This window comes from Mesorhizobium sp. M1396 (assembly GCF_040317725.1).
In the GTDB taxonomy this organism is placed as follows: Bacteria; Pseudomonadota; Alphaproteobacteria; order Rhizobiales; family Rhizobiaceae; genus Mesorhizobium.
Map to the genome: position 1 here is coordinate 108,263 of NZ_JAMYLA010000006.1, position 14,437 is coordinate 122,699.

The window sequence follows — 14,437 nt, forward strand, 5'->3', positions numbered from 1 at the left end:
GCAAATGCAAATTGCTTGGCATGCGCCGGGGATATCGCATGTCCCCGGCGACCACCGGCAACCGGCTGCGTGCCGCACTTCTGCCGCGCCGCTGACCACTGCGGCGCGGATCACACCACCGTGTAGACACAGCGCAAATCTTGACATTTTCCGCCACGGCACGATCTTCGGAGATAGCGGGGTTCTCTTAGTCGGCTTTAGCCGAAGTTCGTGTATCCGTGTATGCCAAGTTTGAAAAGCCACGTGGTGTCGTTTGTCCTCAGGCACAGCCGCAAGCAGGCGTTTGCCAGCCCGGAGAACCTGCAGCGCTGGATCGTTGCCGCGCGCAAGACCGAGAACCACCAGCCGCCTGCCTCATTGCATCAGCGTCTCGACATCGGGATGCATACGGTCGATGGCTTCCCCGTCTATGAAATCGCCCCCAGGGCCGGCGAGCAGAAGCGGATTTTGTATCTGCACGGCGGCGCCTATGTCTTTGAAATCACGCCCTATCATTGGCATCTGATTGCCGACATGGCCGATCGGCTGGGCTACGGCATCACGGTACCGATCTATCCCATCGCCCCCGAACACGACTTCCATGCCATGTTCGGCATGGTCGGCGACGTCTACCGTCAGATGCTCGACGAGACGGAGGCCGAAGACATCGTCTTCATGGGCGATTCCGCAGGCGGCAATATGGCCGTGGTGCTGACCATGATGGCTGCCGAAAAGGGCTTGCCGCCGCCGTCGCGGCATGTGCTGATTTCACCGGGCCTCGATATGTCGCTCTCCAATCCAAAGCTGTTCGAGGCCGAACGCAACGACCCGTGGCTCGGCATTCCCGGCGGCCTGGAAGCGATCCGGATGTACAGCGCCGGCATCGACCGCAGCGACTGGCATATCAGCCCGGTCTATGGCGATCTGTCGGTGCTGCCGAAAACGCTGCTCCTGACCGGCTCGCACGACCTGCTCAGTCCCGACAATCTTATCTTCGCCGAGAAAGCGCGTGCCGCCGGCATCGAAGTCGATGTCGTCTATGAGGAAGGCATGTTCCACGTCTGGCCGTTGATCGATATGCCGGAAGCACGCCGCGCCCGCCAACACATCGTCGCGTTTCTCAGCGAGAGCCGCTTGCCGGTCAGGCAAGATACGGAAACAAGGTTCGAGGCGCCCTCCGCCGAGGCGGCGCAATAGCGCTTTTCTCCTTGGACCCGGCGCTGCTGGCGGATCAGAACTTGCCGGTTTCCCGGAACACTTCGAAGGTCGCGCGGATGTGGTCGGCAACGGCCTTCACCGGCGCGCTGGCATCCGGTGCCACCACCATCGCCAGATTGTAGGTGCCGATGTCGGGCATGCCGTCCTTCGGGCAGAGTTCGACCATGTCGTTGCCGAGGAACGACTTCGGCAGTGGCGCCACTGCGAGATCGGACATGATCGCGGCGCGCTGGCCGGCCGTGTGCGCGCTCATATAGGCGATGCGGTAGTTGCGGCCTTCGCGGCCAAGCGCATCAAGCGCTCCGGCGCGCCAGGCGCAGCCCTCTTCCCACAGCGATACCGGCAAGGGCTCGCGCAGATGCGCGCAGCCGCCCTTGGCGCCGGCCCAGACGATCGGCTCTGTGAGCAGCACCTCGGCGCCGAGCGCGCTGGTCTTGTAGGAATTGGTGAGCAGCGTGATGTCGAGCGCGCGGTCGTCCATTCGCCGGCGCAGATTGCTGCTCTGGTCGATGGTGACGTCGACGGCGATCGACGGATGCGACTGCGCGAAGCGCTTCAGCACATGCGGCAGCACACGCTCGCCGTAGTCGTCCGGCGAACCGAGCCGCACCACACCGACAATCTCGGGAATGATGAACTTCGACACCACCTCGCGGTTGATCGACAGCAGCCGGCGGGCATAGCCGAGCAGCATTTCACCGTCCGTGGTCAGCGACACCGAGCGGGCATCGCGCGCGAACACCGAGCGGCCAAGGATGTCCTCCAGCTTCTTGATCTGCATGGAAACGGCCGACGGCGTGCGGAAGACCGCATTGGCGGCAGTGGTGAAGCTGCCGGTCTCGGCAATCGCCACGAAAGTGCGCAAAACGTCGAGATCGAGCAATGGCAGTGGATGATTGAGCGGGGCGTTCATGGGAACCGACCTTCAATTTTTCTGATGCAAAACATCATTCCATTTCGTTTGATTGAACATCAGATTGAGAAGATAGTCAACTCCATCGAAGCAGGTAGCTGCCATGAGCGGCCATGACCACCACGACACAGACCTGCATTCGGCACGAAATGAAGTTGAAACAGACCCGACGTAACCAACTCGCTGTCTGGCACCCGCCAGCCGCCAGCCGCCAAAGGAGAGTGAAATGTCTATCCTGTCGTCTCTTGGTCGCATCGCGACCGAATTCAGCGCGGCCCGTGCCCGCTACCAGACCGAACGCGCCATCCGCTCCCTGCCGATCGAACTGCAGAAGGATATCGGCTGGCCTGAAGCTTCCGACACCAAGACCGGTACTCGCAATGGCGTCGGATCATGAGCTGGAGCAAAGTAGATCGTGTGTACCATGTGCTGAAGGCCTGCCGCGCAACCCGCCCGGCAGGCCTTCTCTATTTTATTTGTATTCAAATGAGTTTCGGAGCCATGTCGCTCGCGCATGACGCATATGAGAAAGCCGCATAGCAGCTTCTGTTTCTAATTAGTTCATTGTAAACAATGGTAAATTTCGGGCATCTTGCCCAAATTTATCGCAATCGGTGTCGCATTTCATATCAAGCGCTTCGCATTTGCGATTTAGTTTTTGCTTACACAAGCCTATATCAGCGCCAGCAAACGAGCTGCCCCACTCCATCAAGCGAAGGCGACCCGTCTGAGCAACAAATGGAGATGATCATGAAGCTTTTTGCACGCCTCTTCGCCCGCCGCGAAATGAACCTGACCACCGCTCTCGAGCGCCAGCGCCTTGCCAACACCATGCCCGGCCAGACCGGCGCCATGAACGCGGCGCGCCTCGGTTTCGTCGCCTGAAGATTTCAAGGCAGCGCATCCCTGCCGCTGCTTTAAAACTGTAACGCCGCCTGGCTCCAGCCAGAGCGGCGTTTTTGTTCTGCCGCCGGCCGCACGCTGCCTGTCCTTTGACCAGCGGGATGCCACTTCCGGGGCTCGCTGCACGCCGATTGCCCATTTGCGACCCATGTCGCAAATTTAATCTTGTCCGGGCGGTGTAGCCGATTGACAGACATGGTTTTTCCTGATGTCGCTATGCTATTCGCGACATCCTGTTCGCGCCATGGCTGAGTGAGGCTCCCTTGAACGCCGTAAAGCATCCGATCAAGCGATCGTTTGTATTCTTCCTTGTTCCCGATTTCACCATGATCGCTTTTGCGACCGCGCTCGATCCCCTGCGCTCGGCCAACCGCATGCTCGGCTACGAGGCCTATCGCTGGCGTCTCGCCAGCATCGACGGCAAGCCGGTGCGCGCCTCGAACGGGGTCGAATGCGCGGTCAACACCTCGCTGGAGGATGAGCGCAAGAAGATGGCAGGCCCCGACCGGCCGAACATGGCCATCGTCTGCAGCGGCATCGATGTCGAGCGCTATCATAACAAGTCGGCCTTCGCCTGGTTACGCGAGGAATACAATCGCGGCGTCGCCGTCGGCGGCCTGTGCACCGGCGCGCATATCCTCGCCGCCGCCGGCCTATTGTCCAACAAGCGCTGTGCCATCCACTGGGAGAACCTGCCAGGCTTTTCCGAGGCGTTCCCGAAGGCCAATGTCTTTGCCGACCTGTTCGAGATCGACCAGAACATCTATACCTGCGCCGGCGGCACAGCGGCACTCGACATGATGCTGAAGCTGATCGGCGACGACTTTGACGAGAACCTCGTCAACCGCGTCTGCGAGCAGGTGCTGACCGACCGCGTGCGCAGCCCCACCGACCGCCAGCGCCTGCCGCTGCGCGCCCGCCTCGGCGTCCAGAACTCGAAAGTGCTGACCATCATCGAACTGATGGAAGGTAATCTTTCCGAGCCGCTGTCGCTGATCGAGATCGCCGACCATGTCGACCTGTCGCGCCGTCAGATCGAGCGGCTGTTCCGCACCGAGATGGGCCGCTCCCCTGCCCGCTATTATCTCGAAATCCGGCTCGACCGCGCCCGGCATCTCCTGATCCAGTCGTCGATGCCGGTGGTCGAGGTGGCGGTCGCCTGCGGCTTCGTCTCGGCCTCGCATTTCTCGAAATGCTACCGCGAACTCTACGCCCGCTCGCCGCAGCAGGAACGCGTCGACCGCAAGCAGTTGCTGGCGGCCTGATCAGGTGTCAGGTGAGTAAGAGAACGACCCGATCTGAAAACCTGGCCGACCGGCGCAGCTTTCACCTCGACGCGAAGAAATGGGCTGCGTTTATGGCGGCTCTGGATGCCTCGACGCGTGACCTTTCACGCCTGAAACGCCTGTTGAGCGAGCCGAGCATCTTTTCTGATCGCGATCCAGTGTGAGCCAGGCGAACTACACCTGCGCCGTGCGCATCGCCTCGACCCGAATATCCTCGGTCAGCCGCGCCTTCAGCACCGAGAATTCCGGGCTGGTCTTCAGCGTGTAGTGGCGCGGATGCGGCAGGTCGATGGCGACATCCGACTTGATGCGGCCGGGCCGCGCCGTCATCACGATTACGCGCGAGGCCATGAAGATCGCCTCCTCGATGTCATGGGTGACGAACAGCACCGTCTTCTTGCGGCGTTCCCAGATGCCGAGCAGCAGTTCCTGCATCAGACCGCGGGTCTGGTTGTCGAGCGCGCCGAACGGCTCATCCAGCAAGAGTATCTCGGGATCGTTGGCCAGCGCCCGTGCGATCGCCGTGCGCTGTTGCATGCCGCCGGAGAGCTGCTTCGGCCAATGGTTCTCGAACCCCTTCAGCCCGACAAGGTCGACATAGGAGGCGACGATCCCATCCCGCTCCTTTTCAGGCAAGCCGCGTTCGCGCAGGCCGAAGGCGATGTTTTCGGCGACCGTCAGCCAGGGAAACAGCGTGTAGGACTGGAAGACCATGCCGCGGTCCGGACCCGGCCGGGTCACCGCATTGCCGTCGAGCAGCACGCGGCCTTCGCTTGGCGCTTCCAGGCCGGCGACGATCCGCAGCAATGTCGACTTCCCGCATCCGGATGGCCCGAGGATGGTGATGAAGTCGTTGGCGGCGACCGCAAGGTCGATCGGCATCAACGCCTTGACCGGCTCTCCGCCGCTCACGCCGGCAAAAGTGCGCGAGACGCCCTCGATGAGAAGCTTGCTCACGCCAGGCTCCACGGAAAGAGCCAGCGGTTGAATGCCTTGAAGGCGAAGTCGGACAACAGCCCGATCAGCCCGATGACGATGATGCCGAAGATGATCTGCCCTGTCGCCAGCCGCGACTGGCTGTTGATGATCATGTAGCCGATGCCGGAGGACGAGCCGATCAGCTCGGCGACGATGACGTAGGTCCAGGCCCAGCCGAGCACCAGCCGCAACGTCTCGGCGATCTCGGGCGCATTGGCCGGCATGATCACCCGTTTGACGATGCCGTTGTTGGTTGAGCCCAGCGTATAGGCCGCCTCGACCAGTTCACGTCGTGTGCTGCCGACTTTGACCGCGACGATCAGGATGATCTGGAACACCGAGCCGACGAAGATGACGAGCAGTTTTTCCAGCTCGCCGATGCCGGCCCACAGGATGAGCAGCGGAATGAAGGCCGAGGCCGGCAGGTAGCGGGCGAAGGAGACGAACGGCTCCAAAAACGCCTCCACCGGCTTCCAGGCGCCCATCGCAATGCCGATCGGCACCGCGACGACCGACGCCAGCAGGAAGCCGCCGAAAACCCGCCAGATGGTGATCAGTATGTCGAGCCAGAAACGGTCCTCGACCAGCAGCCGCCAGCCATCCTTCAGCATCGACAGCGGATCCGCGAGGAAGATGCGGTTGACGTGGCCGCCGAGCGTGATCCACGCCCAGAAGGCGACGAACAGCACGAAGAAGGAAATGCCGAGCACGGTTCGGATGCCCGGCGAGACTGGATGCAAGGGGCGCATCGTCAAATCGTCCCCATCTTCGTCACTTGTCCACGAGAAGGCGACGGCGCCAGGCGCCGCCGCATGCTGGTCAAAGGCAGCACCGTCAGTTCGACAACGCGCTGGTGTCGGCCAGCGCGGCGACGTCGGGCGCTTCCTTGATCAGCCCCATCTGCAGCAGAAGCTCGCCGGCGGTCTTGGAAAAATCCTGGAATTCCTTGGTGAAGAACTGCTTGTTCTCCGCCCTGTCGGCCCATTTCAGGTATTTCGCCGAATCCTCGAACTCCTTGGCCGACTGCTTCACGTCGGCGCCCATGGTCTCATAGGATTTCTGCGGATCACTCTTGATCAGGTCGAGCGCGTCGAAATAGCTGTCGGCCAGCGCCTTGGCGGCATCCGGATTGGCTTTGAGGAATTCGGGCGTACAGCCGACCGTGTCCAGCACCATCGGGTAGTCGAGCGTGGTTGCCAGGATGTGGCCCTGGTCGGACTTGTCGCGCACCGCCGAAATGAACGGCTCATAGGTCACCGCCGCATCGTTCTGCCCGGCGAGGAAGGCTTGCGCCGCCGCATCCGGCTCCAGATTGACGACGGTCACATCCTTGGTCGACATGCCGTTCTTGTTCAAAACCCAGGCAAGCATGAAATAGGGAGACGTGCCCGGCGCCGAGGACGCGACAGTCTTGCCCTTGAGGTCGGCGACGGTCTTGATGTCGTTGCGCGCGACGATGCCGTCGGCGCCATAGGATTTGTCGAGCTGGAATATCTGCTTTGTAGTAACCCCGCTGGCGTTCCACACCAGCCAGGTCTCGACCGTGGTGGCGGCGCATTGCAGGTCGCCGCTGGCGATGGCGAGCGGCCGGCTCGCCTGCGGCACCTTCTTCAAGGTCACATCCAGACCGTGCTTCTCGAAGATGCCTGCCTGCTTGGCAAGCGTCAGCGGCGCGAAGCCGGTCCAGCCGCTGATGCCGATGGTAACCGAGGTGGCGGCCATCGCCGGTGCGGACAAACCGGCGGCAAGCGTCAATGTTGCGGCGATAACGGCGATCCTAGTCATGTCAGTTCCCCTTTTGTTTTCGCTGAGGAAACTGTCTCACAGACGCCAATCGGCTTGTCAATGAACAGCTTGGTGAGGCAACCGCCGAGCCGGCGGCTGTAGTCAACTCTATCGGCGGCCCATCCCCGAAACGGGGCGGGCTGCCCGAAATCCAAATAGCCTTCAGTAGCCGTCGCAATAGCACTCCGCCGAGGAGATGCGGTCGTTCCAGTCGCTGCCGCCGAAATCGCGGATTCTGCGCCGGATCTCGATCGAACGGCCCCCCATCCGGGAATCCTCATAGGCAACGAGCGTGCAGCCGCGGCGAACGATCACAGACGAGACACGGTCGTTCCAGAACTGGCCGCCGCGAAAGTTCACGGAATCGTCGGACCCCATACCGATGGACCGCCCGCGAAAATTCGCATGCTCGAACATCATGCAGGCGGGCTCGTCGTTGTATTGGGCGCTGGCGCCGTCGGCAAAAAGCAGGGACGCGACAGCAGTTAGGATGGCTAGACGTTTCATCTTATGTTTCCTCCGTTTCGACCGCGGGTCCCTCCGGCTGGATAGCGCGGTCCGGCCAATTTGCCAATGCTTCGGCCGGCGTGGCAAGCCTGAAGCATGATCCCGAAAAGTGGAACCGGTTGTCGGAAAAAGATCATGCTCAAACTGAAAAGAGCTTTAGCGGCTGTCGAACATCCAGCTGCGGTTGCGCCACATTCTCTCACCGACCAGGCAGTCGGTGACGGGTTCCGCCTGCGCCGGGACCACCGGCGGATGCGCGGCTTCTTCCGCCGCCCATTGCTGCGAGGCCGGACCGGCAAGTTCCAGCACCAGCTTGCGGCGGATGGCTTCGGGAAACTGCGTCCAGTCGTTGACCGGGATCATGAACGCTCCGGGGCCGCCGATTACGCAGTCGCTGTAATAGCGATCGAGATTGTTGACATCGTAGGCGCCTGTGAAGCCGCCTCGGGTCATCAGCGGCAGGCCGTTGATGACGATCCCTTGCTTGACCAGCCCATCGCGGGTGAGGTTGACCGGCGCGCCCTGGTTGTTGGGACCGTCGCCTGAAATGTCGATCACCCGCTTGGTCCCCTGGTAGCCACTCTCGGCGAACAGGTCGTTGCCGAATTCCAGCGCGCCGGAGATCGAGGTGCGCCGTGCACTGTTGGGCGGCCGCGCGGATAATTGCGCAACCACCCGCTCCGCGTCAGCGCGGCTGGCGATCACAGTCCACGGCACGATGACGCGCTGCCAGTTGGTGCCGGCCCATTCGACATAGGTGACCGCGATCTTGCCATGGGCGCCATCGGCAATGGCCTGCAGCACATTGTCGTGCGTCAGCGCCGCTGCGTAGCCATGACGCTGGATCTCGAGCTCGTCCGGCGACATCGACAGCGAAACATCGACGGCCAGCACCAGCTCGACATCGACCGGCTCATCTGCGGCGGATATTGGCGTCAGCAAGAGCACCAGCGCGAACGCGGCGCAGCCTGAACGGAAATGTCTTGCGCGGGCAAAAGCAGACATTCCCCAAGGGTAAGCGAAAACAGCCCGTTTAAAAAGAGCAAAGCCCGGCCGAGAGCCGGGCTTTGCGTTCGTTCACAGTCCTGCAGCATCAGCTGCGCGGCTTGAGGTTCTCCGGGTCGTAGAGCGGTTTGTAGCCGACAGCCGCTACTTCGACCGGATAGGTTTCGCCGAAATACTCGATGGTGAGCCTGCGGCCTTCCTGGGCGTACGCCCACGGCAGATAGGCGAGACCGATGTTCTTGCCGATGGTCGGGCCATAGGCCATCGAGGTGGTGAAGGACCGCCGACCGAGTTCGTCGACCAGCGTTTCACCGGTCTTCGGGTCCATCACCGGCATCATGCCGACGGGATAGCGGGCAATGCCTTTCGCATCGACGTTCTCGGTCATCACAAGCGTACACAGCATAGCCGGCTGATGCTCGCGGGCGCGGTACTCGACATGCTTGGCCTTGCCGCAAAAGTCGTTCTCCTTGACCTTCGGCCGGGCCAGATCGGCTTCGAGCAGATTGTACTCGGTCAGAAGGTCGGCGTTCTGCAGGCGCAGGCTCTTTTCCATGCGGCGGGTGTTGGCATAAGTCTCGACACCGAACGGCATCACGCCGGTCGAGCGCAGGGTATCCCAGACGGCCAGGCCATCCTCGTAGCGCATGTGCAGTTCCCAGCCTTGCTCGCCGACATAGGAGATGCGGAAAGCGGTGACATCCTTGCCGCCGATCCTGACCGGCTTGATCGCCGCGAACGGGAAATTCTCATGCGAGAGCCCGTCCGGATTCTCGACAACTTTCTGCAGGGTCGCCCGGGCGTTCGGTCCCCAGATGCCGATGGTGACGTATTTCTCGGTCACATCGGTGATGGTAACGTCGAAACCTTTGTCCTGCGCGGTGCGGCGCATGTACTGGAAGTCGCGCGGGCCGGCGTCGGCGCCATCGATCAAACGACAGCGGTCGGCCATGCGGATGACGGTGAAGTCGGCGCGCACCATGCCTTCCTCGTCGAGGAAGTGGGTATAGATGCCCTTGCCGATGTTGTTGTCGCCGCCGATCTTGGCCGCGCAAAGCCATTCCAGCAACGCGACATGGTCCGGACCTTCGATGTCGTACATGGCAAAGTGAGACAGGTTGACGATGCCGCAATCCTCGCTCATGGCGAGATGTTCGGCATTTGAAACGCGCCAGAAATGTCGGTTGTCCCACTCGTTCTCGCGCACCGGCACGCGGTTGCCGTATTTCTCCAGCAGATGCTCGTTGGCGGCATAACCATGGGCGCGCTCCCAGCCGCCCAGTTCCATGAAGTAGCCGCCGAGTTCCTTCTCGCGCTCCCAGAACGGCGAGCGCCGGATGTTGCGGGCCTTGGAGAACGGTTCGCGCGGATGCACGGCCGGATTATAGACCTTCATCGCCGTCTCTGTGCAGCGGTCCCAGATGAACTGCTCCTTCGTCTGGTGCGGATAGAAACGCGCATAGTCGATGGCGTGATGGTCGATCGCGGTGCGGCCGTCGGTCATCCAGTCGGCGATCAGCTTGCCCATGCCGGGGCCGTCCTTGACCCAGATGGCGACGGCATACCAAAGGCCCCGCACCTTCTGGCTTTCGCCCATGGACGGGCCGCCATCGGCCGTCACCTGGAGAAGCCCGTTGAAGGAGTGGCTTTCATTGTAGCCGAGTTCGCCGAGGATCGGCGTCAACTCCATCGCGCGCTCGAGCGGCGCCAGGATCTGCTCCATGTCGAGATCGCGCTGCGAAGGTGAAAGCCGCGCCTGGTCCTTCTCCAGCAAATCGCGCGGGTGGCAGAGACGCGGATTGGTCTCTTCGTAATAGCCCCATTCGATCTGCCCGCCCTCGGCTGTCTTGGGGTCGCCGGTGTCGCGCATATAGGCAGAATTGCCCTGGTCGCGCAGCAGCGGCCAGCCGATCTCCTTGCCGGTGCCGGCAAACTCGTTGTACGGGCCGAAAAAGGTCAGCGGATGGTCGATCGGCATGACCGGCAGGTCCTCACCGACCATTTCGGCGATCAGCCGGCCCCAGATGCCGGCGCAGACGACGACATAGTCTGCCTCGATGGTGCCGCGATCGGTCACGACGCCTGATATGCGGCCGTCCTTGACGATGAGCGACCTGGCGGGCGTGTTGGCGAACGACTTCAACTTGCCCGACGCTTCCGCCTGGTCGACCAGCTTGCCGGCGACGGTCTGCGAGCGCGGGATGACCAGACCAGCGTCGGGATCCCACAGACCGCCCTGCACCATCGCTTCTTCTATGAGGGGAAATTTTTCCTTGATCTCGGCCGGTTCGATCAGGCGCGCGCGCGTGCCGAACGCCTTGGCCGAGGCAATCTTGCGCTTGATTTCTTCCATGCGGCCATCGTCGCCGACGCGGGCAACTTCAAGACCGCCGATGCGCGCGTAGTGGCCCATCTTCTCGTAGAAATCGATGGAGTAGAGCGTCGTCCAGCACGACAGGAAATCGTGGCTGGTCGTGTAGCAGAAGTCCGAGGCGTGCGCGGTCGAGCCGATATCGGTCGGGATGCCTGATTTGTCGATGCCGACGATATCGTCCCAGCCGCGTTCGATCAGATGATGGGCGATCGATGCGCCGACAATACCGCCCAGGCCGACGATGACGACCTTCGCCTTTTTCGGAAACTCTGCCATTGTCCGCGACTCCAAAGTGATAAAGCGGGCGGACTATAGGGCGGAGCGGCAGGGCGAATGAAGCCTGTTTGCGACATTGGCAAAAAGCCGAGCGACCATAGGGTGAAATGGTTCACGTCGGGCGCCTTGGACGGTTCGCCTTCCGAGCTGGGGCTAACTCAGGCGAACGCCCAGATGTCCCCGGCCTGGAAGCCGACCTGATAGCCTGAGGTCTTCAGCTTGACCACGACCTGGCCGATCTCGGCGGCCGGCAGCGCGCCGACCTCGACCTTGATCATGCCGGGGCGGTAGCGCTTGAGGTCGAGCTGTTCGAAGACAATCCAGTCGGCGCCCTCAGCGCCGCCCTGGCCAGGAACTTCGTGCCGCGCAGCGACGGCCCGCGATCGAGAACTCCCTTGGGAAGACCTAGCGACAGGGCAATGCGCGCCAGGCTGGATACCCAACTCATGACTTGTCTCCGGGAATGATTGGCAAGGCGACGCGATGCTGGCCATGCCCCAATGTTGCCCACAGAGCCATGAACGGTGTCGCCAGCAGCAGGAAGGATGGGATCAGATGCGGGAAATAGATGCGGGTGTCGTGGATCGGGAAGACCGTGAACTTCGCCAGCGCGCCGAGCACCAGCGCCGCGAACAAGATGCCGGCGCGGCGATCGAGGCGGAAGCCGGCACGGCCGGCCGCATACCAGCCCGCCAGTGCCAGCACCGACACCCCGACCCAGCTGTTCAGGCTGACGGCACGCAGCAGCGAGGTGGCAAAGGCCCTGAGATAGGCTGCAACCGAGAATGGCGGCTCGAACCCGTCCATATTGTAATGCTGCCCGATGCTGGAGAACCACAGATGCGGCCACCAGCCGGGATGATGGGCCCAGTGCGAAATGGCGAAATAGGCAATGAAGGAAGCGGCAAAGCCGGCCAGCGCGCCCCATGCCTTCTGCCGGAACACGACCAGCAGCACAGCGAAAATAGCAAGGAAAACAATGTTGTCGGGCCGCACCATGAAGGCGAGGAAGAGCAGGATCGCCGTTGCCACCTCGCGGCCGCGGACATAGGCGTAAAGCCCGCCCAGCAGCAGCGCCGAGCACAACAGGTCCGGCGTCGAGGCGCGCGCCGCATCGCCGAAATCGGCCATGATCAGCACCGCGCCGGCCACAGGCGCCAAGGCCAGAGCCCGCTCGGAGCGCAGCCAAAGCAGCGTGATCGCGCCAAACAGCAGCACGGAGAACACCTGTAACAGCCGCATCGCCTCGACCGGAGACATCACCGCGCTCATCGTCGACAGGATCTCGGCGTAGAGGAACTTGATCCGGTACATGCCAAGCAGCGAATGGAAGTCGGCGGCATTCTCCGTCATATGGCTGCGGAAGCCGCCGCCATCGTCGGTCAGCGCCTCATAGTCAGCAGCCGAAACACCTGATTTGACCGTGTTGTAGGCGTGGTCATGCAGCGCCTGCGCGTTGGGATAGGTGCCTTCCTCTGACATGGCGAGATAGGGCAGCATGTCCCAATTGGCGTCTGGCATCACCCAGGCGGTGAACGCCGTCAAAAGGATGTAGAGCGCGAAGGCCGCCGCGCCGATCGGTGCCGCCAGCCGCGCATAGGTCCCCTCGCCCCACGCCAGACCGGCCCCGGCGAGTCGGTCGAGTGGGTTTTGCGGAGCGGGCGACTTGGTCAGCATCGTTGTACTCAGCGAGCTTCCTTTTAGCGGACTTGGCTTTTGACGAAGTCCTTGACGATCGACACGATGCCGCGCGACAGCAGGCTGTCGAAAGCATCGACGAAGCGGTCGACATGCTCGCGCTGGCAGATCAGCGGCGGCTCCAGCCGGATGACGTTGCGGTTGTATTCGGTGAAGGCGACGAGCACGTCGTAGTCGCGCAGCAGCAGCGCACCGACAAAGCCCGACAGCGAGCCCTTCAGCTTGTCGTCGAGCACGCTGACGATCGGCCGCAGCACCATAGGCAAGGTCTGCGAGAAGTCGTGGAACTCCAGGCCGACCATAAAGCCTTTGCCGCGCACATCCTTGATGATCTTGGGATATTTTTCCTTCAGCGCCTGCAGCCGCTGCAGCAGATAGTCGCCGGTCGCGGCGGCATTGTCGATCAACCCCTCGTCATAGAGAACGTTGAGGCCCTCGATAGAGGTGACGCAGGCCTCGCCCATGCCGCCGAAGGTCGCCATGGCGTGGATCATTGCTGTCTTCGGCGTGCCGTAGGCCTTCATGTAGACCTCGCGCCGCGCGATCATCGCGCCGACCGCTGCCTTGCCGGCGCCGAGCGACTTCGCCAGCGCGGTCACGTCGGGAATGACGCCGTAATGCTCGAAGGCATAGAAGCGGCCCGAGCGGCCATAGCCGCACTGCACTTCGTCGGCGACCCACAGCACGCCATACTGGTCGCACAGCGCGCGCAGCTTCCGCCAGTATTCGGCCGGCGCCTGGATGATGCCGCCGCCGCCCTGGATGGTTTCGAGCACGATGACGCCAACCTCCGGGTCGGAACGGAACAGCCGCTCGACGGCTTCGATGTCGGCGAAGGGGATGCGGACCGTGTTGTCCGCCACCTTGAAGTCGGCGCGATAGAGCTGGCCGTCGGTGATGCCCAGCACGCCCTTGGTCTTGCCGTGGAAGGAATTCTCGGCATAGACGATTTTCGGCCGCTTCGGGCCGGCGGCGCGCTCGGCGAGCTTCACCGCCGCTTCCATGGCTTCCGAGCCGGACGAGCCCAGGAACACCATGTCGAGATCGCCGGGGGAGCACTTCGCGATGTTGTGCGCGAGCGCCGCCGCGTATTGCGACATGAAGGCGATGGCGATCTCCTGGCGCTTCTCCTCCTGGAATTTTTTCCGTGCTTCCAGGATGCGCGGATGGTTGTGGCCGAAGGCCAGCGAACCGAAACCACCGAAGAAATCGAGGATCTTGCGGCCGTTCTGGTCGATGTAGAACATGCCGTCGGCGCGCTCGATCTTGATCTTGTGGAAGCCGAGCAGCTTCATGAAATGCAGCTGGCCGGGGTTGAGATGCGCCTTGAACAGGTCGGTCATGCGGGCGACATCCATCGCCTTGGCCTGCTCGACGCTGATCAAATCGGGCTTGGCGATGGTGGCGGGCGACAGCGACGGCGCGCTGACCATGGTGCGCACGTTGGTCTGCTCGGGCTTGGCCATGACGGTCATTTCAATCTCCTGTCTGCGCGCACGACCAGGATCGGGCGCA

General features: G+C 62.3%; 15 protein-coding genes. 5 read left to right on the top strand and 10 right to left on the bottom strand.

The annotated features are described in order from the left end of the window. Positions 1–222 precede the first annotated feature (222 nt). Entirely contained in the window at positions 223–1,176 is a 954-nt protein-coding gene (locus tag NKH02_RS05680) for an alpha/beta hydrolase (RefSeq protein WP_352877022.1), read from the top strand. A gap of 34 nt (positions 1,177–1,210) precedes the next feature. Here the strand turns inward: NKH02_RS05680 and NKH02_RS05685 are convergent, their stop codons facing one another. Then, positions 1,211–2,110 (bottom strand): LysR substrate-binding domain-containing protein, encoded by a 900-nt coding sequence (locus NKH02_RS05685; RefSeq protein ID WP_013531163.1) that lies wholly within the window; start codon positions 2,108–2,110, stop codon positions 1,211–1,213. A 226-nt stretch (positions 2,111–2,336) separates the two neighbouring features. Here NKH02_RS05685 and NKH02_RS05690 point away from each other — a divergent pair, with 226 nt between their 5' ends. From NKH02_RS05690 to NKH02_RS05705, 4 genes are all read left to right on the top strand, one after another. After that, positions 2,337–2,507, top strand: a complete 171-nt coding sequence (locus tag NKH02_RS05690) for a hypothetical protein (RefSeq protein ID WP_352877024.1) — start codon at positions 2,337–2,339, stop codon at positions 2,505–2,507. A 353-nt stretch (positions 2,508–2,860) separates the two neighbouring features. After that, positions 2,861–2,995, top strand: coding sequence for a hypothetical protein (locus tag NKH02_RS05695; RefSeq protein ID WP_013531161.1), 135 nt, complete (start codon positions 2,861–2,863; stop codon positions 2,993–2,995). 344 nt (positions 2,996–3,339) lie between these two features. Continuing rightward, positions 3,340–4,278, top strand: a complete 939-nt coding sequence (locus NKH02_RS05700) for a GlxA family transcriptional regulator (protein WP_352867678.1) — start codon at positions 3,340–3,342, stop codon at positions 4,276–4,278. Continuing rightward, positions 4,206–4,463: a type II toxin -antitoxin system TacA 1-like antitoxin gene (locus tag NKH02_RS05705; protein ID WP_352877025.1), complete on the top strand. Its 258-nt coding sequence runs from the start codon at positions 4,206–4,208 to the stop codon at positions 4,461–4,463. The genes NKH02_RS05700 and NKH02_RS05705 overlap by 73 nt, the downstream gene beginning before the upstream one ends. Before the next feature lie 10 nt (positions 4,464–4,473). On the opposite strand, the gene NKH02_RS05710 is transcribed toward NKH02_RS05705, so the two are convergent. The 9 genes from NKH02_RS05710 to NKH02_RS05750 form a co-directional block, all read right to left on the bottom strand. Next, complete coding sequence (locus NKH02_RS05710) at positions 4,474–5,256, bottom strand: ABC transporter ATP-binding protein (RefSeq protein ID WP_352877028.1); 783 nt, start codon at positions 5,254–5,256, stop codon at positions 4,474–4,476. Continuing rightward, entirely contained in the window at positions 5,253–6,026 is a 774-nt protein-coding gene (locus tag NKH02_RS05715; protein WP_352877029.1) for an ABC transporter permease, read from the bottom strand. Before NKH02_RS05715 ends, NKH02_RS05710 begins: the two co-directional genes overlap by 4 nt. An 85-nt stretch (positions 6,027–6,111) precedes the next feature. Next, positions 6,112–7,062: an ABC transporter substrate-binding protein gene (locus tag NKH02_RS05720; RefSeq protein ID WP_352877032.1), complete on the bottom strand. Its 951-nt coding sequence runs from the start codon at positions 7,060–7,062 to the stop codon at positions 6,112–6,114. A 162-nt stretch (positions 7,063–7,224) separates the two neighbouring features. Continuing rightward, entirely contained in the window at positions 7,225–7,569 is a 345-nt protein-coding gene (locus tag NKH02_RS05725; RefSeq protein ID WP_352867463.1) for a peptidase inhibitor family I36 protein, read from the bottom strand. A gap of 156 nt (positions 7,570–7,725) precedes the next feature. Continuing rightward, positions 7,726–8,574: a DUF1194 domain-containing protein gene (locus tag NKH02_RS05730; RefSeq protein ID WP_352877035.1), complete on the bottom strand. Its 849-nt coding sequence runs from the start codon at positions 8,572–8,574 to the stop codon at positions 7,726–7,728. An 88-nt stretch (positions 8,575–8,662) separates the two neighbouring features. Beyond that, positions 8,663–11,224, bottom strand: coding sequence for a GcvT family protein (locus NKH02_RS05735; protein WP_352877038.1), 2,562 nt, complete (start codon positions 11,222–11,224; stop codon positions 8,663–8,665). A gap of 158 nt (positions 11,225–11,382) precedes the next feature. Beyond that, a complete protein-coding gene (locus NKH02_RS05740) occupies positions 11,383–11,667 on the bottom strand; it encodes a hypothetical protein (RefSeq protein ID WP_352877041.1) in 285 nt (94 codons plus the stop codon). A 1-nt stretch (position 11,668) separates the two neighbouring features. After that, positions 11,669–12,901, bottom strand: a complete 1,233-nt coding sequence (locus NKH02_RS05745; protein ID WP_352877043.1) for a hypothetical protein — start codon at positions 12,899–12,901, stop codon at positions 11,669–11,671. A gap of 23 nt (positions 12,902–12,924) precedes the next feature. Continuing rightward, entirely contained in the window at positions 12,925–14,355 is a 1,431-nt protein-coding gene (locus NKH02_RS05750; RefSeq protein ID WP_352877127.1) for an aspartate aminotransferase family protein, read from the bottom strand. Positions 14,356–14,437 lie beyond the last annotated feature (82 nt).